22 protein-coding genes, 1 tRNA gene and 2 pseudogenes are annotated in these 22,508 nt (G+C 40.5%); 23 read left to right on the plus strand and 2 right to left on the minus strand.

The features are described 5' to 3' along the window. Window positions 1–379: 379 nt before the first annotated feature. The 5 genes from ACZ9EE_RS20260 to ACZ9EE_RS20280 are packed head-to-tail and all read left to right on the plus strand — an operon-like array spanning window position 380 to window position 4,062. Window positions 380–838 (plus strand): NUDIX hydrolase, encoded by a 459-nt coding sequence (locus tag ACZ9EE_RS20260; RefSeq protein WP_476029952.1) that lies wholly within the window; start codon window positions 380–382, stop codon window positions 836–838. A gap of 19 nt (window positions 839–857) precedes the next feature. After that, window positions 858–1,751: an RNase adapter RapZ gene (rapZ, locus tag ACZ9EE_RS20265; RefSeq protein WP_476029954.1), complete on the plus strand. Its 894-nt coding sequence runs from the start codon at window positions 858–860 to the stop codon at window positions 1,749–1,751. After that, window positions 1,748–2,734: a gluconeogenesis factor YvcK family protein gene (locus ACZ9EE_RS20270; protein WP_476029956.1), complete on the plus strand. Its 987-nt coding sequence runs from the start codon at window positions 1,748–1,750 to the stop codon at window positions 2,732–2,734. Before rapZ ends, ACZ9EE_RS20270 begins: the two co-directional genes overlap by 4 nt. A 60-nt stretch (window positions 2,735–2,794) precedes the next feature. After that, window positions 2,795–3,754 (plus strand): DNA-binding protein WhiA, encoded by a 960-nt coding sequence (whiA, locus tag ACZ9EE_RS20275; protein WP_476029958.1) that lies wholly within the window; start codon window positions 2,795–2,797, stop codon window positions 3,752–3,754. 50 nt (window positions 3,755–3,804) lie between these two features. Continuing rightward, entirely contained in the window at window positions 3,805–4,062 is a 258-nt protein-coding gene (locus ACZ9EE_RS20280) for an HPr family phosphocarrier protein (RefSeq protein ID WP_476029960.1), read from the plus strand. A 141-nt stretch (window positions 4,063–4,203) separates the two neighbouring features. Here the strand turns inward: ACZ9EE_RS20280 and clpP are convergent, their stop codons facing one another. Then, window positions 4,204–4,809: an ATP-dependent Clp endopeptidase proteolytic subunit ClpP gene (gene clpP, locus ACZ9EE_RS20285; protein ID WP_476029962.1), complete on the minus strand. Its 606-nt coding sequence runs from the start codon at window positions 4,807–4,809 to the stop codon at window positions 4,204–4,206. A gap of 206 nt (window positions 4,810–5,015) precedes the next feature. Here clpP and ACZ9EE_RS20290 point away from each other — a divergent pair. Continuing rightward, window positions 5,016–5,087 (plus strand) — tRNA-Arg (locus tag ACZ9EE_RS20290). Between the two features lie 185 nt (window positions 5,088–5,272). Beyond that, window positions 5,273–6,310 carry an acyltransferase gene (locus ACZ9EE_RS20295; protein WP_476029964.1) on the plus strand — a complete coding sequence of 346 codons (1,038 nt, stop codon included), beginning with the start codon at window positions 5,273–5,275 and terminating at the stop codon, window positions 6,308–6,310. A gap of 211 nt (window positions 6,311–6,521) precedes the next feature. On the opposite strand, the gene ACZ9EE_RS20300 is transcribed toward ACZ9EE_RS20295, so the two are convergent. Next, a complete protein-coding gene (locus tag ACZ9EE_RS20300; RefSeq protein ID WP_476029966.1) occupies window positions 6,522–6,695 on the minus strand; it encodes a hypothetical protein in 174 nt (57 codons plus the stop codon). A 298-nt stretch (window positions 6,696–6,993) separates the two neighbouring features. Here ACZ9EE_RS20300 and ACZ9EE_RS20305 point away from each other — a divergent pair, with 298 nt between their 5' ends. The 16 genes and pseudogenes from ACZ9EE_RS20305 to rnr all read left to right on the plus strand — a co-directional run bounded on the left by ACZ9EE_RS20305 (window position 6,994) and on the right by rnr (window position 22,451). After that, window positions 6,994–7,263 carry a MerR family transcriptional regulator gene (locus tag ACZ9EE_RS20305; protein WP_476033024.1) on the plus strand — a complete coding sequence of 90 codons (270 nt, stop codon included), beginning with the start codon at window positions 6,994–6,996 and terminating at the stop codon, window positions 7,261–7,263. A 57-nt stretch (window positions 7,264–7,320) separates the two neighbouring features. After that, window positions 7,321–7,500, plus strand: coding sequence for an alpha-E domain-containing protein (locus ACZ9EE_RS20310; protein ID WP_476033025.1), 180 nt, complete (start codon window positions 7,321–7,323; stop codon window positions 7,498–7,500). A 26-nt stretch (window positions 7,501–7,526) separates the two neighbouring features. Further along, window positions 7,527–7,784: pseudogene (locus tag ACZ9EE_RS20315) on the plus strand (alpha-E domain-containing protein); the annotation flags it as partial. A gap of 130 nt (window positions 7,785–7,914) precedes the next feature. Beyond that, window positions 7,915–8,314, plus strand: a pseudogene (locus ACZ9EE_RS20320) (transglutaminase-like domain-containing protein); the annotation flags it as partial. Window positions 8,315–8,487: 173 nt separating this feature from the next. Beyond that, window positions 8,488–9,807 (plus strand): RNA polymerase factor sigma-54, encoded by a 1,320-nt coding sequence (rpoN, locus tag ACZ9EE_RS20325; protein ID WP_476033027.1) that lies wholly within the window; start codon window positions 8,488–8,490, stop codon window positions 9,805–9,807. A 21-nt stretch (window positions 9,808–9,828) separates the two neighbouring features. Further along, on the plus strand, window positions 9,829–10,071 hold the full coding sequence (locus ACZ9EE_RS20330) for a glutaredoxin family protein (RefSeq protein ID WP_476029968.1): 243 nt from the start codon (window positions 9,829–9,831) through the stop codon (window positions 10,069–10,071). Between the two features lie 142 nt (window positions 10,072–10,213). Next, window positions 10,214–11,236, plus strand: coding sequence for a sugar-binding transcriptional regulator (locus ACZ9EE_RS20335; protein ID WP_476029969.1), 1,023 nt, complete (start codon window positions 10,214–10,216; stop codon window positions 11,234–11,236). 48 nt (window positions 11,237–11,284) lie between these two features. After that, window positions 11,285–12,292, plus strand: a complete 1,008-nt coding sequence (gene gap / locus ACZ9EE_RS20340; protein ID WP_476029971.1) for a type I glyceraldehyde-3-phosphate dehydrogenase — start codon at window positions 11,285–11,287, stop codon at window positions 12,290–12,292. Window positions 12,293–12,420: 128 nt separating this feature from the next. Then, entirely contained in the window at window positions 12,421–13,605 is a 1,185-nt protein-coding gene (locus ACZ9EE_RS20345; RefSeq protein WP_476029973.1) for a phosphoglycerate kinase, read from the plus strand. A 121-nt stretch (window positions 13,606–13,726) separates the two neighbouring features. Next, on the plus strand, window positions 13,727–14,488 hold the full coding sequence (tpiA, locus tag ACZ9EE_RS20350) for a triose-phosphate isomerase (protein WP_476029975.1): 762 nt from the start codon (window positions 13,727–13,729) through the stop codon (window positions 14,486–14,488). After that, entirely contained in the window at window positions 14,481–16,013 is a 1,533-nt protein-coding gene (gene gpmI, locus ACZ9EE_RS20355; protein WP_476029977.1) for a 2,3-bisphosphoglycerate-independent phosphoglycerate mutase, read from the plus strand. The genes tpiA and gpmI overlap by 8 nt, the downstream gene beginning before the upstream one ends. 27 nt (window positions 16,014–16,040) lie before the next feature. Further along, window positions 16,041–17,339, plus strand: a complete 1,299-nt coding sequence (gene eno, locus ACZ9EE_RS20360; protein ID WP_335500707.1) for a phosphopyruvate hydratase — start codon at window positions 16,041–16,043, stop codon at window positions 17,337–17,339. 131 nt (window positions 17,340–17,470) lie between these two features. Then, window positions 17,471–18,016 carry a DUF6241 domain-containing protein gene (locus tag ACZ9EE_RS20365; protein ID WP_476029979.1) on the plus strand — a complete coding sequence of 182 codons (546 nt, stop codon included), beginning with the start codon at window positions 17,471–17,473 and terminating at the stop codon, window positions 18,014–18,016. A gap of 111 nt (window positions 18,017–18,127) precedes the next feature. Further along, window positions 18,128–18,361, plus strand: coding sequence for a preprotein translocase subunit SecG (gene secG / locus ACZ9EE_RS20370; protein WP_476029981.1), 234 nt, complete (start codon window positions 18,128–18,130; stop codon window positions 18,359–18,361). Window positions 18,362–19,314: 953 nt separating this feature from the next. Then, window positions 19,315–20,061, plus strand: coding sequence for an alpha/beta hydrolase (locus ACZ9EE_RS20375; RefSeq protein ID WP_476029983.1), 747 nt, complete (start codon window positions 19,315–19,317; stop codon window positions 20,059–20,061). 71 nt (window positions 20,062–20,132) lie between these two features. After that, window positions 20,133–22,451, plus strand: a complete 2,319-nt coding sequence (gene rnr / locus ACZ9EE_RS20380; protein ID WP_476033028.1) for a ribonuclease R — start codon at window positions 20,133–20,135, stop codon at window positions 22,449–22,451. The last annotated feature ends 57 nt before the right edge of the window (window positions 22,452–22,508 follow it).

Here is a 22,508-nt window from a genome sequence, read left to right on the forward strand (position 1 = left end):
CTTTTTTTGTTTTAGAACTTGAAACACGGCAAGCCAGTCCGTCGTGCTCTACTTTTTAGAATTGTCCAGCTCCAGCGCCCTAGCGGCTAATGTCCTTCGCGCTCCGCCCTACGATAAGTCAACATCGAATCGCTTCCGCTCTTCGTGTTTCCTTTATCTCAGTTGGAGCGCTCCAGGCCATACGCCGCTGACCAGGGCGCTTCCGCATTTCTTATTTAACAGAAATAACAAATTTGTATTCATTGTGGCGGTTTCCTAAAAATAGTATAATGAAAAGAATAAATTAATTTTAATCATCCAAGCCCCTATCCTGGTGCTTGTTCTTTCTAAATTTCAACTTGCGTCGCAAGACTTGTGCGCTTCTAAAGAGGTGAAAAAAGTGCAGCGGGTAACCAATTGTGTGTTAATCAGAAATAATCAAGTATTACTACTGCAAAAACCGCGCCGCGGCTGGTGGGTCGCACCGGGCGGGAAAATGGAACCGGGCGAGTCGGTCCGTGATTCCTGTATTCGCGAGTTCCGTGAAGAAACGGGCATCTATTTAAAAAATCCACAATTAAAAGGAATTTTTACGATGATTATGAAGGATGCCGACGAGCTTTTGTCCGAGTGGATGATGTTTACGTTTGTCGCTACGGATTCTGACGGTATCGATTTAGATGAGTCAGAAGAAGGCATTCTTGCGTGGCAGCCGGTTGACCAGATCAAAAGTCTGCCTATGGCAGCAGGAGACCTACATATCATTGATTATATGGTTCATGGAAAAGGAATAATTTACGGTACGTTTACTTATACAAGTGATTTTCAACTCATTAGTTATCGTTTAGATCCAGGTTAAAAGAAAAGGAGGAATGAATATGAGTACCGGTTCGACAAGTGAAACTCAGATGGTCATTATAACGGGAATGTCTGGGGCTGGAAAAACGGTTGCCATTCAAAGCTTTGAAGATTTGGGATTCTTCTGTGTTGATAATTTACCTCCTACGCTCCTGCCTAAATTTCTTGAACTTATGAAGGAATCGGGGAATAAAATGAATAAAGTTGCTCTTGTCATGGACCTGCGCGGCAGAGAGTTCTTTGATCATTTATTTAAAGGATTAGATGAACTGGCAGAGACCTCTTGGGTAACACCACAAATTTTATTTTTAGATTCAGATGATGCGACCTTGGTGCGCAGATATAAGGAGACAAGACGGACTCATCCGCTTGCGCCAACAGGACTTCCGCTTGAAGGAATTACATTAGAGAGGGAACTGCTAGAAGAGTTAAAAGGCAGGGCACAGTTAGTTTACAATACATCCCAGATGAAACCGCGTGAACTGCGTGAGAAAATATTAACTGAATTCACGACAAATAAACAATTAATGTTTACTGTCAATGTCATGTCGTTTGGATTTAAATATGGAATCCCCATCGATGCGGATTTGGTTTTTGATGTACGCTTTTTGCCGAATCCTCATTATATTGACCATATGCGGCCAAAAACAGGATTGGATGAAGAGGTTTCCAATTATGTCTTGAAATGGAATGAGACACAGAAGTTTCTGGAAAAGGTAACGGATTTGCTAGGCTTTATGCTTCCGCATTACAAAAGGGAAGGAAAAGCGCAGCTTGTCATTGCGATCGGCTGTACAGGCGGACAGCACCGTTCCGTTGCCTTAGCTGAAAATATTGGCCGTTTCTTCCAAAAAGATTATAAAACGGTTGTATCGCATCGTGACATTGAGAGGAGAAAGGAAAAAACAACATGAGAGAGTCAGGACAGCCTCGCATTGTCGTAATTGGCGGTGGTACAGGATTACCCGTTCTGTTACGTGGATTAAAACAGTTTCCTGTGGATATCACCGCCATCGTGACAGTGGTGGATGATGGTGGCAGCTCAGGACGTTTGCGTGAGAATCTGCATATACCACCTCCAGGCGACATACGTAATGTGTTAGCCTCACTGTCAGATGTTGAACCACTCGTCGAAGAGATGTTTCAGCATCGATTTAAAACGGCAAATGAATTATCCGGTCATTCGCTCGGTAATTTAATTCTGGCCGCGATGACTTCGATTACAGGTAATTTTGTCCATGCGATTCAAGAAATGAGCAAAATCCTAAATGTACGTGGAAAGGTCTTGCCGGCAGCGAACCAAAGTGTTGTCTTACATGCTGAGATGGAGGACGGCGCAATCGTTTCAGGGGAATCAAAAATTCCTTACTCGGGGAAAAAAATTAAACGAGTTTATCTGACTTCCAAAAGCAGTATTCGTCCATTGCCGGAGTCGATTCAAGCCATTCGTCAGGCTGATTTAATTATTATTGGGCCAGGGAGCTTGTATACGAGTATTTTACCGAATCTCCTTGTTCCGCGCTTAGGAGACGAGGTATGCAACTCCCTTGCGAAAAAGGTTTATATCTGTAATCTGATGACGCAGGCCGGGGAAACGCACGGCTTTACAGCGAGTGATCATGTAAAGGCCATCTATGACCATATGAACCGTTCCTTCATTAATACCATTCTTGTCAATAATGAAGAAATACCGCCTGATATCCAACTACGCTATAATGAAGAATTGGCAGACCCTGTGCTATACGATTTACCGGAGCTATCTGAACTCGGTCTTGAAGTTGTACACGCGGATATCGCCTATCAGGAAAATGGGGCATTAAGGCATGACCCGAAAAAGGTTGCCAAAATTTTATATAATTTACTGATTGATGAAACTAAAAGGCGATATGAATCGTAATAAGTAGTACAATTAAATTTAAACATTTGTTCCATTCAGTTTTAATAAGGTGGTGAGGGGATGTCTTTCGCTTCGGAGACCAAAAAAGAATTAACTAACTTGGAAGTGAAAACTTGCTGTAATCTTTCTGAACTATCAGCATTGATTCGCATGAATGGTTCCCTTTCCTTTTCCAATCGTAAGTTAGTTGTCGATATTCAAACCGAAAATGCGGCGATTGCCAGAAGAATATATACATTATTAAAAAAGAGCTATCAAGTGCAGGTGGAGCTTTTAGTTCGAAAAAAGATGCGCTTGAAAAAAAACAATGTTTACATTGTCCGATTAGCTGAGCAGGCTAAGGAAATTTTAGAGGATACGAAAATTCTTGGTGAAGGATTTACCTTCATTCACGATATTTCGCCGGAACTTATCAAGAAGAAGTGTTGTAAGCGTTCTTATTTACGAGGCGCATTTCTCGCTGGCGGATCGGTCAATAATCCGGAGACTTCTTCCTATCATTTGGAAATTGCTTCGCTTTATAAAGAACATAATGATTCTTTATGCGAATTAATGAATACATTTGGATTGAATAGTAAAACACTTGAACGTAAAAAAGGATTTATCACCTATTTAAAAGAAGCAGAGAAGATTACGGAGTTTCTCAATATCGTTGGTGCCCATAATGCTCTGCTTCGTTTTGAGGATGTAAGAATCGTCAGGGACATGCGCAACTCTGTTAACCGCTTAGTAAACTGTGAAACGGCCAATCTAAATAAAACGATTGGCGCATCCATCAGACAGGTGGAAAACATCCGCTTCATTGACTCAACCATTGGCCTTCAAGTTTTACCTGATAAGCTGAGAGAGATCGCGGAGCTCCGGGTTCAATATCCTGATGTCACTTTGAAAGAATTAGGAGAAATGGTTTCCGGTGGTACCATTAGTAAATCCGGGATTAATCACCGCTTAAGAAAAATCGATGAGATTGCTGACAAACTCCGAATGGGAGAAATAACGTCAAATACTCACAGTTTGTAAATGTGTAATGTTTAACAAGTATATATAATAACTTGAGGAGGAATTAGTTTATGTTGGTAAAAGAAATAGAAGTGAAATTAAAAACAGGTCTTCAAGCACGTCCAGCAGCCCTTTTTGTACAAGAAGCAAATCGGTTTTCCGCAGATATTTTTCTTGAAAAGGATGGCAAGAAAGTGAATGCCAAAAGTATTATGGGATTAATGAGTCTTGCTGTCGGCTCGGGAGTGGTCATTAATATTATTGCCGACGGCGAAGATGAAGAAAAAGCCATCGTTGTGTTATCAGACTTTATTCAAAAAGAAAATTAATCCAAAAGGGTTCGGCAAAGGCTGAATCCTTTTTTTAGTTACGCAGCTTTGAAAATTATGGATCTTAGATCAAAGCCCCGGATTGATGGACCTCCACTTTAAAAATAAAAGCAACCGACAGGGAGCCGGTTGCTTTTATAATTATTTATTTTCTTTTGTGTCAGTAGGCTTGCGTGTAATAATGCTGTCGATGAGTCCATATTCTTTGGCTCTTTCAGCAGTCATAAAATTATCACGGTCTGTATCGCGTTGGATCACTTCAAGCGGCTGACCTGTGCGCTCTGCTAAGATGCCATTTAATTTTTCGCGAAGGAAAAGGATGCGTTTTGCCGCAATTTCAATTTCCGTTGCTTGACCTTGTGCGCCGCCTAGTGGCTGGTGAATCATCACTTCTGCATTTGGAAGTGCATAACGCTTTCCTTTTTGTCCGGCAGCAAGCAAGAATGCTCCCATTGAAGCGGCCATACCGATACATACTGTTGATACATCTGCTTTAATGTATTGCATCGTATCGTAAATCGCCATTCCGGCTGTAATGCTTCCGCCTGGGCTATTGATATAAAGAGTAATATCTTTTTCAGGGTTCTCAGCTTCAAGGAATAATAATTGTGCTACAATGCTGTTAGCAACATTGTCATCGATTGCACTTCCTAGCATAATAATCCGGTCTTTTAAGAGACGGGAGTAAATGTCATAGGCTCTTTCGCCGCGATTTGTTTGTTCAATAACTGTAGGAATCAAATTCATTTTTCTTCCTCCTTTGATTAGAAAAGGTAAAAGCTTATGTAATAGTATCATACACTGATGGTCAATAAAGGTCAAACAGTTTGCCTTGTAAAATGTTCGACAACTTTCCCATCATCAGGATAACCATTTCTCGTAAATTTAAAACCTATTCACTGCTTGCAATTTTCGTGGATTTAACATATAATATAAAAGTCGCTAATAATCATGCGCTCGTGGTGCAACGGATAGCACGTAAGATTCCGGTTCTTAAAATGGGGGTTCGATTCCCTCCGAGCGCGTCATAACCTAAATGCCTTTATGCTTTATTACAAAGCATAAAGGCATTTTTGATTATAGGCAAATTTAATCCTAATTTTTGATTCATGTAATGTATACATTGGTTTATGCTATGATTTATTATAGTATTTATATGTTATAAAGACTAAATGACAGTTTAGCATTGTGACGGAAGGAGGTCAGGTTTTTGAAACGACTGTTGTATCTTGATTGGCTGCGTGCACTAGCAACTATTGCTGTTGTTATCATTCATGTAGCATCGGGGGCAGGATCTGTCGGTAAATTGCAGAATGGTCAGCACTTGAGTTGGCTAGAAGCTAATTTATTTGAGATACTCTCGCGTTGGTCTGTTCCGGGTTTTGTGATGATTAGTGGTGCTTTGCTATTAGGAGACCTAAGATCCATAACGTTAAAGGAGTTTCTAAAAAAACGTGCAAGCAAAGTAGTCATTCCTTTTGTTGGATGGAGCATACTTTTTTATTTATATGGAGCCTATAAGGGTTATTTCCCTGCATCTATAAAAAGTGGAGTAAAACTTTTTATTACCAATGGTATCAGTTATCATCTATGGTTTTTGTATATGATTGTTGGAATCTATTTCATAACCCCGCTCTTACAGATTTTTGTACGGCATGCAAGTAAGCAACAAATACAATATTTTTTGTGCTTATGGTTGTACGCATCAGTTATTACGAGGCTTTTTGACTTTTGGATTGGCATTCACTTGTCGATAGAATTATTTTTTGTAACAGACTATGTAGGATATTTCCTATTGGGATATTATCTAGCGCATTATGAAATCTCAAAACGTTGGAGGATATTTTCCTATTTAGGTGCATGCATAGGGTTTTTTGTCGGTTTTTTTGGTACATATTATTACACTATTAAAGGGAATGGAACTCTTAATGAATTTTGGTATTCCTACTTCTCTCCGTCTACTTTGCTTTTCGCAATAGGGTTATTCATATGGTGCCGATACCATTTTCAAGACAGAGAACCAAGGCTGCCACTGCTGATAGGGTGGATTAATCAGTCCAGTTTAGGGGTTTATATAATTCACTACTGGTTAATGAACAACTTCTTATGGAGAGTCTATCCTAAAGTGGGTACACATTTTCATCCCCTTATTGCTCTTCCTATTAATTTGATGATTACATTGATTCTTAGCATCATTGTTACTTTATTGTTAAGAAAGCTTCCATTGGTAAAAAAGTTGGTTCCATAATGTTCTTGACTGGGATCTCCATTAAAAACATTTTCGGCATACGAGTTATGATGGGCAAATTCCGGTTCTTAAAATGGGGATTCGATTCCCTCCGAGCGCGTCATAATAATTCATGATATCACTGTGTCTTAAACGCAGTGATATTTTTTTGTTCTTTTATAAAAAATGTAAAAAAAAATAATTATCGTAAAAAAATAAAATAAAAATAACATTAAAATAGCAGGATAGAATTAGTTAAGTGTGTGATCAAACTAACGGTATTTATGTAAACGATTTCCATTTCTTCTATATTATGAACTACTCGTGACCGTAATCCATTATTCATAAGGAATCGGGCATCCACATCCTCAGAATTTCCTAAATTTAATCCCTCGATAATGAACATTATTTCCAAAAGTATCTTTTCATTGTTTAATACTTTCCTAAGAATGAACATGGAAATTCGGGTTCTTTTTTTGTATTGATTTACTAACTTTTCATGTTAGAATAGTTTACATGAAGTAATATTCTGAATTTTATATTTAAATTTATTTGTATTTCTTGCCAAAATCACTGATTCATGTTGTGGAAAATCCGTTAAATGTTAGAAAAAGTAACATTTGATTTACTGGAAACATCATAATCATTCTTGATAGGAGGGTGTATGGTTGGACAATAATCAATCATATCGTGATAAAAAGGTGATGGGGATCGGAATTGTGACTGAAATAACCGGTTTATCCAATCGGAAAATCCGTTACTATGAATTGCGGAAATTAATCTTTCCCGAACGAACCCCTTCAGGGACTCGGAAGTACTCTTTTTCGGATGTTGAAAGACTCATGGAAATCGCAGAAAAAATTGAAGATGGTGTACAGACACATGAGATTCGTAAAGATTTAGTCAAAAAAGAAAAACATAAGATGATTATTGGTCAAATCAATTCACACTTTCATACTAACACTTATAAGTAACTGAATGTGAAGGTTATAACAATTTGTATTGCTTAAATACGTTTAAACCATAAACAGCTGCTTGAATATCTGACTTTTGGGCGTACCTATGAAAATTCAATTCTTTCCTCTTTGGAAAAGGCAAGGAAAAATGTCCGCGTCGTAAGGGGGCAGCTGCCAGAAAAGATATGGGATGCGATTAATTCCTTTTACCTCTGGCTAACGGACACAAACGAGTACGGTTGCTCTCCATTTTAGAGAGTCTATAAGGTTTAGAGGCATTCCGCACATATCATGCTGACCAAATAAAAGCAGATACAATGGTAGAATTTCTCGTACTCAACAAAGCTTTCCCACGATCAATCATGTTCTCTTTTACCAACCTAGAAATGTTTTTGGAAATAATTGAAAAAGATTATTATTTAGTCAGATACTCCGATTTAAATCGTCTTATGGCAGGCATGAAAGGGAATTTGTCAGCCGGTATCAATTTTGAAAGAATGTCCAGCAAAGACCTGCAATTATTATTGAATCAACTTTAAAGTATGGTAAATCAAATCGGTGCGGAAATAGGTTATTGCTTTTTTTATGAAGGAGAGGAGCTCTCCGGAGGCTCTCCCGAAAAGAAACATCTGGTGGGATTTTTCTCCATTTGAAAAAAATTCCGAATGTATCCATTTGAACTTTATCTATGATCCATCTGCAGCAGACGTCCATACCACCGTTGAAGAAACACTTAAGGGGTTGCCAGGATTTTGCTCATTTGATGATTGCGGTTTGCCGATCGAAGGACATTCCTGCCAGGTATGTCAGCGGGTACCATTTTATCGGAGATTTACAAGGTGGACATGCTGATTATGAGCAGGCTTCCCACGCTTGGGTAGAAGCATACGTGCCTGGAAAAGGGTGGGTAGGTTACGATCCAACAAATAATGGGATGGTAAATTGGCGTTATGTCAAAATTGGCCATGGCCGTGATTATCGAGATATTGTCCCTGTAAAAGGTGTTTATACCGGGACAGCTGCTCAAACATTAACAGTTGACTTGGATGTCCGGATTTTCGAGGATTAGGCTAAGTTCAAAGTGAAGATAGGTGAATTTTAGAAAAGCCAGTGATGAAAACACTTCAGCGCTGGTTTTTCGTTCATTATTTTAATAAAACTTTCTTATTAAATAGGATAACCAAATAATTTTTACACGGATATCCACTCATCGTGTAAAATAGAAAAGGAGGGGTGAGCATGATGGATTTAAAACCGGGTTTATGGCAGCAGCAAACATTAAAATTAACCATGACACAGGAGTTGTCGCAGGCAATCGCCTTATTGCAGTATTCTGCCCAAGAGCTGGCTGCTTTTTTAGAAGATAAGGCATTGGAAAATCCACTCCTAAAGATCGAAAATGTGAATGTTAAACCGATGAATCCGCTAATCGACCGTAACCGTCGGAAGCATCAAAAGTCTGAAAAGGACTGGATTGAACAGATTGCAGACAAACCCTTTTCGCTTGAGGAACATTTAATCTCTCAACTTAACATTAAAAACTTAACGGCTGAGCAAATGAAAGCGATTCGCCACTTAATCAAAAATATAGATGAAAACGGTTACTTTAAGGGCAGCCTTACTGAGATTGCCCTTAAATTGAATGTGGAGTTGGACATCATAGAGGACTGCCTCGCGATAATTCAAACACTCGAGCCGGCTGGTATCGGGGCAAGAGATCTGCAAGAATGCCTGCTCATGCAATGTTATTATAAAAATCCTAATGACGAACTAGCACAAACGATTCTATCCACCTACTTTATTCCCTTTGCCGAGAAAAAGTGGAAGCCGATTGCAAAAGAATTAGGTGTAAGTATGAAGGAACTGCAAGATGTTTTTGATGAAATCCAGCAGCTAAACCCAAAACCTGGCGCCTTACTGCGACAGGAGCCAACCACCTATATTATTCCCGATGCGGTTATTGAACAGACGAATGAGGGATTAACAGTCCGTATGTTTGATAAATCGCTGCCGCGGATTCGGTTTAATGAGCCTTATTATCAAAAGTTTCATAAACAGAATCAACAGGTCAGCCGCTTCCTGCAGGATAAAGTCCAAGACTACCAATGGATTTTAAAAAGTATTGAGCAGCGAAAAGAAACTCTTACAAAGGTAGTAGCCAAGATTGTTGAAAAACAACCGGCCTTTTTTCAAAAGGGAAGTCAACACTTAGTACCCATGACGATGAAAGAAATCGCCGCTGAACTAGAGATTCATGAATCTACAGTCAGCCGGGCCGTCCGGGAAAAATATGTGCAAACACCAATAGGTACCTATCCGTTAAAAACTTTTTTCACTAGTACGATCCAAACCTCAGACGATGAGAGTACATCTTCTACACTGGTGAAAAAAGAAATTAGTTTGTTGGTGACCCAAGAAAATAAGGAAAAACCACTGTCGGACCAAGAGATGGTTGAACAGCTGAAGAGGCAAAATGGCATCCTAGTCTCACGAAGAACTGTCGCTAAGTACCGAGAGCAGTTGGGCATTCCATCCTCAGCTAAAAGGAAACGGTTTGTGTAATCAAGGAAAGGATTAAAAGAAATGCAGACGATTACGTTATATACAAGAAATCGCTGTCCACTCTGTGACAAAGCCAAAAATACTATAGTAGAATTGCAGAAGGACTGGAAGTTTCGGCTTGAAGAAATTGATATTGACACAAGTGATGAATTAACAGAACTATATGGTCTCATGATTCCGGTTGTCCATTTGGACGGGGAAGAAGTGGGATTTGGATATGTTGACAAATTTGACATAAGTAATCGTTTACAAGAAAAAAACTGAAGTAAATGAGTTGAAATGAGTTTTCACTCCTGTTACAATGAAAATCGTAGCAGGGGTGATTTTTTTTAGCGTAGGTGGGACATAATTTGTCTATGGTGGACATTTTACGACCAACTACATATAATAAAGGAGCATGCAGTTCATGCAGTCATTTATTGATATTCAAAAAAGATTATTACCCGATCTCCTTCAAGTCCTGCAGAAGCGACACACTATTTTACGATACATAGGATACATGCAGCCAGTAGGAAGAAGGAGCTTAGCTGTCAGCCTTGGGCTTACCGAAAGAATACTTCGCAGTGAAGTAGATTTCCTCAAAGAGCAAAATCTTATTCATACAAATACTGTAGGAATGAGTTTAACGGTGGAAGGGAAAAATTTACTTGAAGATTTAGAAGGTTTAATGCGTGAGCTAAAGGGTATAGACGTCATGGAACTAGAATTAAAACACCGGCTCGGCATTAAAAAGGTGATTATCGTCCCAGGTGATAGTGACGAATCATCGATGGTCAAAGGTGAACTCGGCAAGGCTACTGCATCTTGTATGAAAAAGCTTCTAGGCGGGAAAAATATCATCGCTGTCACTGGCGGTTCAACCATGGCTGCCGTTGCGGAAAGACTTTCACCCGATTTAACCCAGAAGGAAATGCTGTTTGTTCCGGCAAGGGGCGGGGTTGGAGAAGATGTACATAATCAGGCAAACACCATTTGCTCGAATATGGCACAAAACACTGATTCCCGGCATCGAGTTTTATATGTCCCGGGTCAGGTTAGTTCGGAAATTTACGAATCCCTGATCAAAGAGCCTGATATCCACGAGGTCTTAACTTTAATTCAATCAGCCAGCATGGTTCTCCATGGAATTGGGGATGCTATTACAATGGCTGAGCGGCGAAAAACCAACCCTGAAATCAAGACGAAACTTGAAGAAGGGAAGGCTGTAGGCGAGGCATTTGGGTATTATTTTAATGAAGAGGGCGAGATTGTCCATAAGGTTCTAACGATTGGACTCCAGCTCGAGGATCTAAAGCATATCCCCCATGTAATTGCGGTTGCAGGCGGGACATCAAAAGCCAAGGCCATAAAGGCCTATTTAAAACAAGCACCGAAATCGACGATTTTAATTACCGATGAAGGTGCAGCAAAAACGTTATTGAAAGGGTAATTCCTTTTAAAAAATATAGCTTTACCCAAACAAAGGAGGAAATTTATCATGACAGTTAAAGTTGGTATTAATGGATTTGGACGTATCGGTCGTAACGTATTTCGTGCGGCTCTAAACAATAGCAATGTGGAAATCGTTGCAATTAACGACTTAACAGATGCAAAAATGCTTGCACACCTTTTAAAATATGACACTGTTCACGGAACTCTTTCTGAAGATGTAACAGTTGATGGTGAATATCTAGTAGTTGGCGGACACAAAGTAAAAGTTATCGCTGAGCGCGATCCTGCACAACTTGGCTGGGGCGACCTAGGAGTAGAAGTGGTTGTTGAATCTACTGGCCGTTTCACAAAGCGTGAAGATGCTGCGAAACACTTAGAAGCAGGCGCTAAGAAAGTAATCATCTCTGCTCCAGCAGACAACGAAGATATCACAATTGTTATGGGTGTAAACGAAGATAAATATGATGCAAATAACCACCATGTATTATCTAACGCATCATGTACTACAAACTGCTTAGCTCCATTTGCAAAAGTATTGAACGATACATTCGGTATCAAGCGTGGTATGATGACAACTGTTCACTCATATACAAATGACCAACAAATCCTTGACTTACCACACAAAGACTACCGTCGTGCACGTGCAGCTGCAGAAAACATGATCCCAACTTCAACTGGTGCTGCTAAAGCTGTTGCGCTTGTATTACCTGAATTAAAAGGTAAATTAAACGGTATGGCAATGCGTGTTCCAACTCCAAACGTTTCTGTTGTTGACTTAGTAGCAGAATTAGAAAGAGATGTTACAGCTGATGAAGTTAACCAAGCATTAAAAACAGCTGCTGAAGGTCCATTAAAAGGCATTCTTGCATACAGCGATCTTCCATTAGTTTCTACTGACTACAATGGCGCAACTGTTTCTTCAACAATCGATGCATTATCAACAATGGTTCTTGAAGGCAACATGGTAAAAGTATTATCTTGGTACGACAACGAAGTTGGTTACTCTAACCGCGTTGTAGACCTAGTAGATTACATCGCATCAAAAGGACTTTAATCCTTAAGATTATATAATTTAATGTTTTCCAAAGGGGAGCGGGGAAGATTCCCCCTCCTTTTTTGTTTGATTTATGAACTTATATTCGAGCGGTCTGAAGCACCGCGCAAAATGGAGGTCCTTTACACATGAACAAGAAAACACTTAAGGATATCGATGTAAAAGGCAAACGAGTTTTTTGCCGCGTAGATTTTAACGTTCCTATGCAGGATGGAAAAATCACTGACGAAACACGAATTCGCGCAGCTTTACCGACAATTCAATACTTGATGGAACAAGGAGCTAAAGTTATTTTAGCCAGCCACTTTGGTCGTCCAAAAGGTCAAGTTGTTGAAGAAATGCGCCTTACCCCAGTTGGTGTAAGACTTTCTGAAATTCTTGGCAAAGAAGTTAAGAAGGCTGACGAGGCATATGGCGATTCTGTTAAAGCTATCATTGATAGTATGAATGAAGGCGATATTCTTCTACTTGAAAATGTTCGCTTCTATCCTGGGGAAGAGAAGAATGATCCTGAGTTAGCTAGAAACTTTGCTGAACTTGCTGATGTCTATGTAAATGATGCATTTGGAGCTGCTCACCGTGCACATGCGTCAACTGAAGGTATTGCACACAACCTGCCTGCAGTTTCAGGTTTCTTAATGGAAAAAGAACTTGATGTTCTTGGCAAGGCTCTATCAAATCCTGAACGTCCTTTTACAGCGATCATCGGTGGTGCTAAGGTAAAGGACAAAATCGGTGTAATCGAAAACCTGCTTGAACTAGTTGACAACCTAATCATCGGCGGCGGTTTGGCTTATACATTCGTAAAAGCTCAAGGCCATGAGATTGGTAAATCATTATTAGAAGCAGACAAAATGGATCTTGCTAACTCTTTCGTGGAAAAGGCAAAACAAAAAGGTGTCAACTTCTATATGCCAGTTGATGTGGTAGTAGCTGATGATTTCTCTAATGATGCCAATAAAAAAGTCGTTTCGATTGAAGAAATTCCAGCTGATTGGGAAGCCCTTGATATCGGACCAAAAACAAGAGAAATTTATGCTGACGTTATCAAAAAGTCTAAGCTTGTTATTTGGAATGGACCAATGGGCGTATTTGAGCTTGATGCATTTGCTAATGGAACAAAAGCAGTAGCAGAAGCACTTGCTGAATCTGAAGGTACATATTCTGTCATTGGCGGCGGGGACTCAGCAGCTGCTGTTGAAAAGTTCGACTTAGCGGACAAAATGAGCCATATCTCTACAGGCGGCGGCGCTTCACTTGAGTTTATGGAAGGTAAAGCACTTCCTGGCGTTGTGGCATTAAACGATAAATAAGACTAATATCTCAGGAAATAAGATATTAACAATACTTTTACAAATTTACGATAGATATTAACCGTTTTTTGATAGATATTAATAATTGGCGACGAACGTAATTATGAAAGGATGTGCCACCATGCGTAAACCAATCATTGCAGGTAACTGGAAAATGAACAAAACCCTTTCTGAAGCAAAAAGCTTTGCAGAGGAAGTAAAAGGGCTTGTACCTCCTTCCGACACAATGGAATCTGTTATTTGTGCCCCGGCTTTATTTTTACAAAGTCTTGTCGAAGTAACAGAAGGTACGAACGTAAAAATTGGTGCTCAAAATATGCACTTCGAAGAAAGCGGAGCCTTCACAGGTGAAATCAGCCCGAAAGCAATCGCTGACCTTGGTGTTCAATATGTCATTATCGGACACTCTGAACGCCGTGAAATGTTCAATGAAACAGACGAGTCTGTTAATAAAAAAGCACTTGCTGCTTTTAACTATAACTTAACACCGATCATTTGCTGTGGTGAAACACTTGAGCAGCGTGAAAATGGCGAAACAAACCAATTAGTTGGCGATCAGGTAGCAAAAGCGCTAACTGGTTTAACAGATGAGCAAGTAAAGCAATCCGTTATTGCTTACGAACCAATCTGGGCGATTGGAACAGGCAAATCTTCTACTTCTGTAGATGCGAATGAAGTTTGTGCTCATATCCGTCAAGTTGTAGCACAACAATTCTCACAAGATGTTGCCGATGCTGTCCGTATTCAGTACGGCGGCAGTGTAAAACCAGAGAACATCAAAGAATACATGGCACAGCCAGATATTGATGGTGCATTAGTAGGCGGAGCAAGCCTTGAAGCACAATCATTTTTAAAGCTACTGGAGGCAGGTCAGTATGAGTAAATCTCCAGTTGCGCTGATCATCCTTGATGGATTTGGATGCAGAAGCGAAACAAAAGGAAATGCGGTGGCGCATGCGAAAAAGCCGAACTTTGACCGCTTTTGGGACACATATCCACATGCCCATTTAACTGCATCTGGTGAGGCTGTTGGTCTACCAGAAGGACAAATGGGTAACTCGGAGGTTGGCCACTTAAATATTGGGGCTGGCCGAATTGTATACCAAAGCTTAACGCGTGTAAATATTGCGATTCGTGAAGGCGAATTTGAAAAAAATGAAACCTTTACTGGAGCAATGGAGCATGTAAAAAAGAATGGAACCGCTCTTCATTTATTTGGCTTACTATCTGACGGGGGCGTTCATAGTCATATTCAGCATATGTTTGCGCTCCTTAAGCTTGCCAAAGAAGAAGGTGTTGAAAAAGTTTACATTCATGCTTTTTTGGATGGACGTGATGTTGGTCCAAAAACTGCCGAATCATATATTCAGCAAACACTGGACAAAATGAAGGAGTATGGCGTTGGTGAATTCGCAACGGTTTCCGGGCGCTATTATTCAATGGACCGTGACAAACGTTGGGAGCGTGTAGAAAAATCATACCGCTCAATGGTTTATGGTGAAGGACCTGCCTACTCTAATCCATTAGACGTTGTGAAGGATTCCTATGAACACGGAATTTATGATGAATTCGTCATCCCATCTGTGATTACAAAAGAAGATGGACAGCCTGTGGCTACAATTCAAGACAATGATGCCGTTATTTTTTATAACTTCCGTCCTGACCGTGCCATTCAGATCTCTAATACCTTCACAAATGGAGATTTCCGTGACTTTGACCGCGGACCTAAGCATCCCAAGAATTTATTCTTTGTCTGCTTAACACACTTCAGTGAATCTGTTGACGGTTATGTGGCGTTTAAGCCAACAAATCTTGATAACACAATCGGTGAAGTCCTGTCACAAAATAATTTAAAGCAGCTAAGGATAGCCGAAACCGAAAAATATCCGCATGTTACGTTCTTTATGAGCGGCGGACGTGAGGCGAAATTCCCTGGAGAAGAACGAATTTTAATCAATTCTCCAAAGGTTGCAACCTATGACCTTCAGCCCGAAATGAGCGCTTATGAAGTAACCGATGCGTTAATGAATGAAATCCAAAATGATAAGTTTGATGCCATCCTGTTGAACTTTGCTAACCCAGACATGGTTGGCCACTCAGGTATGCTAGAACCTACCGTTAAAGCGATTGAAACCGTTGATGAATGCTTAGGTAAAATTGTTGATTTAATCCTTGAAAAAGGCGGAACAGCAATTATTACAGCTGACCACGGTAATGCCGACGAAGTGGTAACACTTGAAGGCGAGCCAATGACAGCCCACACCACCAACCCGGTACCAGTGATTGTAACGAAGCAGGGTGTCGAGCTTCGTGATGGCGGTATTCTTGGTGACTTAGCGCCAACCATGTTAGATTTATTAAATGTGGAAAAACCAGCTGAAATGACTGGAACTTCATTAATCAAATAAATTATTATTTTTAAGGAGAGAAATTAAATGCCATATATTTTAGATGTATACGCTCGTGAAGTATTAGATTCCCGCGGTAACCCAACTATCGAGGTAGAAGTAACAACTGATTCTGGCGCATTTGGCCGCGCTTTAGTTCCAAGTGGTGCTTCAACTGGTGAATACGAAGCAGTTGAACTTCGTGATGGCGACAAAGAACGTTACCTTGGTAAAGGTGTTCTTAAAGCTGTTGAGAATGTAAACACAATCATTGCTCCACACTTAGTTCAAGAAGAATTAAGCGTTCTTGATCAAGTGGCTGTTGACCGCGCTTTGATCGAATTAGACGGAACTGAAAACAAAGGTAAATTAGGTGCAAACGCGATTCTTGGTGTATCTCTTGCTGTAGCTCGTGCTGCTGCTGACTACCTTGGCGTACCTTTATACCAATACCTTGGCGGTTTCAATGCGAAGCAGCTTCCAGTGCCAATGATGAACATTGTTAACGGCGGAGAGCACGCTGATAATAACGTTGATATTCAAGAATTCATGATCATGCCTGTAGGTGCTCCAAACTTCAAAGAAGCACTTCGCATGGGCGCTGAAATCTTCCATACATTACGTTCTGTATTAAAAGGCAAAGGCCTCAACACTGCTGTAGGTGACGAAGGTGGATTTGCTCCAAACTTAGGATCAAACGAAGAAGCTCTTCAAACGATCGTAGAAGCAATCGAAAAAGCTGGTTACAAGCCAGGTCAAGAAGTATTCCTTGCAATGGATGCAGCATCATCTGAGTTCTACAACAAAGAAGACGGAAAATACCATCTTTCTGGTGAGGGTGTTGTAAAAACATCTGCAGAAATGGTTGACTGGTACGAAGAACTTTCTTCTAAATACCCAATCATCTCTATCGAAGACGGTTTAGATGAAAACGACTGGGAAGGCCACAAGCTATTAACTGAGCGCCTTGGCAAAAAAGTTCAATTAGTTGGTGACGACTTGTTCGTAACTAACACTAAGAAGCTTGCTGAAGGTATTGAAAAAGGAATCGGCAACTCCATCCTTATCAAAGTTAACCAAATCGGTACTCTTACTGAAACGTTTGATGCAATCGAAATGGCTAAGCGTGCAGGTTATACAGCTGTTATCTCTCACCGTTCTGGTGAAACAGAAGACAGCACAATCGCTGATATCGCTGTTGCAACAAATGCTGGTCAAATCAAGACTGGTGCTCCATCACGTACAGACCGTGTTGCGAAGTACAACCAATTGCTTCGTATCGAAGACCAATTGGCTGAAACAGCTCAATACAACGGCCTTAAATCTTTCTATAACTTGAAGAAATAATTCTTTATAAACGCAAAGCTCCCGTTCCTGTGACGGGGGCTTTTTTAATTCTTGAAGATGTCAAGCAGGGAAATCACATCGTTGTGTTTAATAGTAAAATAAACAACTTACGCGATAAGTGGGGTAAAACTATGAAAAAGTATTTCAAACAATTATCATGGGCACAGCGGGTGATGATCATTATTGCGGTGGTGGTCTTGGGGATCTTCTCTTATTATCGAACAACAGGTTCGATTCCTTTTCAAAAAAAATCTGTCACGGTAGTAGTGCAAAAATCAAAGGATGGTCAGTCAATGATTAAGCTGGATGACCCGAACAGCCAAGAAATTGAAAAGGATTTCCCAATGAATATGACAGAAAATGAAGTCATGGATGCGATTCATAAAATGTCTCATCAAAAAGTGGAGGCCAGTAAGAAGTGGGGGGCTATCCCACTGACACCCGGGCGTGTAAATCAACTTCTAAAAGTAGTTCAAAGGAATTCCAATCACTATGCCAATTCCTCTGTCTACATAGAGATTTTAGAGCGTTGGTCGAAGGGAGATTTTTCATCTGTAGACAAGGATCATAACCAAATTTGGAATCTGCAAGGCGGTACCGTCGGCAAGGCAGTCGGAATTTTATCGTCAGCAGATGAGAAGGCGTATATTGAAGAGAACTTTAAGGTTAAACGATAAGGCTTACGGTATTTCCCTTAGACTTGTCACAATAACGACTATTGTCTAATGGGAAATAGTATGGTAAATTTAATATACTGTGAACTGTACGTCTAACAGGAGGTGGCTTACATGCATGCATTAGTCGTAACATTATTAGTTATCGTTAGTATTGCTCTTATTGCAGTGGTTTTACTACAGTCTGGTAAGAGTGCTGGTTTATCTGGTGCCATTTCTGGCGGTGCTGAAACTTTATTCGGTAAGCAAAAGGCTCGAGGAATGGATTTGATTTTACACCGAATTACGGTTGTATTATCGGTACTATTTTTCCTGCTAGCCCTTGCGGTTACTTATTTTCAGATTTAATGAATCACACACTCAAACCTGGCTATATGAGCCGGGTTTTTTGTTTTTTATTTGAGAGTTTGCAGGGGGGCGGAAATAATTTAGAAATGCGCGGAATTATTTAGCGATCAAACAGAAAAAACGTCCAAGTCCGCAGAAATAATCCATAAGTTTACGGAATCCAAGGCTGAGGCCTGCCTCAAATGAAGAGTTCGCGGAATTAATTGAGAAATGCGCGGAATTAATGGTAAAACGTACGGAATTATTTAGGAATCATACGGAAAAAACGTTCAAGTATACAGAAATAATCCATAAGTTCACGGAATCCAGGGTTGAAGCCTGCCTCAAATGAAGAGTTCGCGGAATTAATTGAGAAATGCGCGGAATTAATGGAAAAACGTACGGAATTATTTAGGAATCATACGGATAAAACGTTCAAGTATACAGAAATAATCTATAAGTTCACGGAATCCAGGGTTGAAGCCTGCCTCAAATGAAGAGTTCGCGGAATTAATTGAGAAATGCGCGGAATTAATGGCAAAACGTACGGAATTAATTAGTAATCATACGGAAAAAACGTTCAAGTATACAGAAATAATCCATAAGTTCACGGAATCCAAGGTTGAAGCCTGCCTTAAATGAGGAGTTCGCGGAATTAATTGAGAAATGCGCGGAATTAATGGGAAAACGTACGGAATTATTTAGAAATCACACGGAAAAAACGTTCAAGTATACAGGAATAATCCATAAGTTCACGGAATCCAAGGTTGAAGTCTGCCTCAAATGAAGAGTTGGCGGAATTTCATCAAAAATTTGCGGAAATATCGCTGAACTCTCCGGAATTAATCTAAATTGAAAAGATTCCCTACGCATCATCGCCCATCTATTCACCGCGGAAGGCTTTTTTCTGGAATGTTACCTCTTTTAATGCTTAAACTAATAGAAGCTAATAGAATTAAAAGGAGTTTTTTAACATGAAAGTTGCACCACCGAAACCATTTACCTTTGAAGGAGGAAAACGTGCCGTTTTGCTGCTCCACGGTTTTACCGGAAATTCAGCAGATGTCCGGATGCTGGGCCGGTTTTTAGAAAAAAAAGGCTATACCTGCCATGCACCGCACTATAAAGGCCACGGCGTACCACCGGAAGAACTCGTCCATACGGGTCCCGAGGATTGGTGGCAGGACGTTATAAATGGATACAATTTTTTAAAAAATAACGGACATCAAGAAATTGCAGTCGCCGGACTTTCACTTGGCGGCGTATTTTCCTTGAAATTGGGATACACTGTACCTATAAAGGGTATTGTACCTATGTGCGCCCCGATGCATATAAAAAGTGAAGAGGTCATGTACCAAGGAATTCTCGATTATGCCCGCGAATATAAAAGGTATGAAGGAAAAACAGACGAACAAATAGAAAGCGAAATGGATGAGTTTAAAAAGACTCCAATGAAAACATTAAAGGCACTTCAGCAATTAATTGCCGATGTGCGTAACAATGTAGATATGGTCTATGCACCAACATTCGTTGTCCAAGCACGTCACGACAAAATGATTAATACTGAGAGTGCCAACATCATTTACAACGAAATTGAATCGACCATAAAAGAAATCAAGTGGTATGAAGAATCAGGACACGTCATTACGCTAGATAAAGAGCGTGAACAGCTTCATGAAGATGTTTATGCCTTCTTAGAGAAGCTGGATTGGCATGTATAATAAAGCACCCCAAAGGAGGGAATAGTTTGGAAGATACAATTCAAAAGCACATAGATAAGCTTTTGCAATATATGAGAGATGAAGCCTACAAACCATTAACCGTACAGGAACTGGAAGAAGCATTTGGCATCCAGGATTCCGGCGACTTTAAAGAGTTTGTCAAGGCCCTAGTCCAAATGGAGGAAAAAGGCCTTGTTGTAAGGACGCGGAGCAACCGTTACGGGCTGCCGCAAAAAATGAATTTAATCCGCGGTAAACTAATTGGACATGCCAAAGGTTTTGCCTTTGTTGTTCCAGATGAACCGGGAATGGACGATATTTTTATTCCGCCAAATGAAACGAACACCGCTATGCATGGCGATATTGTTCTTGCTCGAGTTTCATCAGAAACATCAGGTTCTCGCCGTGAAGGTAGTATTATTCGGATTATTGAACGAGGTGTACAGCAAATTGTTGGGACCTATGTCGAGAGCAAAAGTTTTGGCTTTGTGATTCCGGACGATAAAAAATTTGCGAACGATATCTTTATTCCGAAGAATGCTTCTAAAGGAGCAGTAGAAGGGCATAAAGTGGTCGTTAAACTTGTTACCTACCCGGATGGACGAAAAAGTGCAGAAGGTGAAGTTATACAAGTACTGGGACATAAAAATGACCCAGGCGTAGACATTTTATCCGTCATACATAAACACGGGCTGCCAATGGCATTTCCTGATGATGTATTAACGCAGGCCAATGAGACACCTGATACAATTGATGAAAGTGAACTAGCGAATCGCCGCGATTTACGGAATGAAACGATTGTGACGATTGATGGTGCTGACGCAAAAGACTTGGATGATGCGGTTACCGTGACAAAATTAGAGAACGGTAACTATAAGCTTGGTGTCCACATTGCCGATGTCAGCTATTATGTTAAAGAGGGTACGCCGATTGACGTTGAAGCAGAAGAACGGGCAACGAGTGTTTATTTAGTAGACCGAGTGATTCCGATGATCCCGCACCGCCTTTCAAACGGGATTTGCTCGCTAAACCCACGAGTGGATCGTCTTGTGTTATCCTGTGAAATGGAAATTTCAGCGGATGGAACCGTAGTTTCGCATGAAATTTTTCAAAGTGTCATAAAAACAACGGAGCGGATGACCTACTATGATGTGAATCGGATCCTTACCGACAAGGATGAAGAAACGCGTTCAAGGTATGAATCGCTTGTCCCAATGTTTGAAATGATGGAAGATCTTGCTGAGATTCTTAGAAGCAAACGGATGCAGCGAGGCGCTATCGACTTTGATTTTAAAGAATCCAAGGTTTTAGTTGATGAGGAAGGAAAACCAACAGATGTTGTTTTACGGGAACGGTCTGTTGCCGAGCGGTTAATTGAAGAATTCATGCTGGCTGCTAACGAAACGGTTGCAGAGCATTTCCACTGGATGGAAGTTCCATTTATTTACCGGATTCACGAGGATCCAAAGGAAGATAAGTTACGGAGATTTTTTGAGTTTATTACCAACTTTGGCTATATCGTAAAAGGGACAGCAAACGATGTGCATCCTCGTGCACTTCAGGAAATAATTGAAGAGGTTCAAGGCAAACCAGAAGAAATGGTCATATCGACTGTGATGCTTCGTTCTATGCAGCAAGCTAAATATTATCCGGAAAGCCTTGGACACTTTGGGTTATCTACTGAGTTTTATACCCATTTTACGTCACCGATTCGCCGCTATCCCGATACGATTGTTCATCGCTTAATCCGTACCTATTTAATTGAAGGAAAACTCGATGAGACGACAAGGGAAAAATGGAATGCCCGCCTGCCTGAAATAGCAGAGCATTCTTCCAAAATGGAGCGCCGTGCTGTTGATGCTGAGCGTGAAACGGATGAATTGAAGAAAGCGGAGTATATGGAGGACAAGATTGGCGTTGAGTATGATGGAATTATCAGCTCGGTGACCAACTTTGGTATGTTTGTCGAACTGCCAAATACGATTGAGGGTCTAGTTCATGTCAGCTATATGACCGATGATTATTATCGTTTTGACGAGCGCCATTATGCGATGATTGGTGAGCGTACTGGAAATGTGTTCCGGATTGGTGATGAAATTACCGTTCGTGTCGTAAAAGTAAATAAAGACGAGCGTTCAATTGATTTTGAAATTGTCGGCATGAAAGGAACTCGCCGTGAAAGACCAGAAACGACAAAAGTCTTTAGTACAGGCAGCGATACCCGGAAGCCGCGCCGGAATAAGCAGGGCGAAGGGAAACAAGGACGCAGCAGCCGAAATGGCGGCCAAAAGTCTGAATCTGGCGGCGGTCAAGGTGGCAAAGGCAAAAGTAAACGTAAATTTTATGATAATGTACCGAAATCTAAGAGTAGAAAGAGAAAAAATAAATAAAAGGAATGGGGCCCTTAACGCAAGGCCCCTTTCTCGTTGTACAGGCTATGTAAATCT

This window comes from Bacillus sp. URHA0034, assembly GCF_056280405.1.

Bases quoted from the DNA above. Each gene is read 5' to 3' on its own strand.
- ACZ9EE_RS20365 (WP_476029979.1), top strand. From the start codon at position 17,471: ATGAAAAAGTATTTCAAACAATTATCATGGGCACAGCGGGTGATGATC.
- ACZ9EE_RS20375 (WP_476029983.1), top strand. From the start codon at position 19,315: ATGAAAGTTGCACCACCGAAACCATTTACCTTTGAAGGAGGAAAACGT.
- ACZ9EE_RS20300 (WP_476029966.1), bottom strand. From the start codon at position 6,695: ATGTTCATTATCGAGGGATTAAATTTAGGAAATTCTGAGGATGTGGAT.
- gpmI (WP_476029977.1), top strand. From the start codon at position 14,481: ATGAGTAAATCTCCAGTTGCGCTGATCATCCTTGATGGATTTGGATGC.
- rnr (WP_476033028.1), top strand. From the start codon at position 20,133: ATGAGAGATGAAGCCTACAAACCATTAACCGTACAGGAACTGGAAGAA.
- ACZ9EE_RS20330 (WP_476029968.1), top strand. From the start codon at position 9,829: ATGCAGACGATTACGTTATATACAAGAAATCGCTGTCCACTCTGTGAC.
- rpoN (WP_476033027.1), top strand. From the start codon at position 8,488: ATGGATTTAAAACCGGGTTTATGGCAGCAGCAAACATTAAAATTAACC.
- secG (WP_476029981.1), top strand. From the start codon at position 18,128: ATGCATGCATTAGTCGTAACATTATTAGTTATCGTTAGTATTGCTCTT.
- ACZ9EE_RS20345 (WP_476029973.1), top strand. From the start codon at position 12,421: ATGAACAAGAAAACACTTAAGGATATCGATGTAAAAGGCAAACGAGTT.
- ACZ9EE_RS20305 (WP_476033024.1), top strand. From the start codon at position 6,994: ATGGGGATCGGAATTGTGACTGAAATAACCGGTTTATCCAATCGGAAA.
- ACZ9EE_RS20335 (WP_476029969.1), top strand. From the start codon at position 10,214: ATGCAGTCATTTATTGATATTCAAAAAAGATTATTACCCGATCTCCTT.
- tpiA (WP_476029975.1), top strand. From the start codon at position 13,727: ATGCGTAAACCAATCATTGCAGGTAACTGGAAAATGAACAAAACCCTT.
- eno (WP_335500707.1), top strand. From the start codon at position 16,041: ATGCCATATATTTTAGATGTATACGCTCGTGAAGTATTAGATTCCCGC.
- rapZ (WP_476029954.1), top strand. From the start codon at position 858: ATGAGTACCGGTTCGACAAGTGAAACTCAGATGGTCATTATAACGGGA.
- gap (WP_476029971.1), top strand. From the start codon at position 11,285: ATGACAGTTAAAGTTGGTATTAATGGATTTGGACGTATCGGTCGTAAC.
- whiA (WP_476029958.1), top strand. From the start codon at position 2,795: ATGTCTTTCGCTTCGGAGACCAAAAAAGAATTAACTAACTTGGAAGTG.
- ACZ9EE_RS20270 (WP_476029956.1), top strand. From the start codon at position 1,748: ATGAGAGAGTCAGGACAGCCTCGCATTGTCGTAATTGGCGGTGGTACA.
- ACZ9EE_RS20280 (WP_476029960.1), top strand. From the start codon at position 3,805: ATGTTGGTAAAAGAAATAGAAGTGAAATTAAAAACAGGTCTTCAAGCA.
- clpP (WP_476029962.1), bottom strand. From the start codon at position 4,809: ATGAATTTGATTCCTACAGTTATTGAACAAACAAATCGCGGCGAAAGA.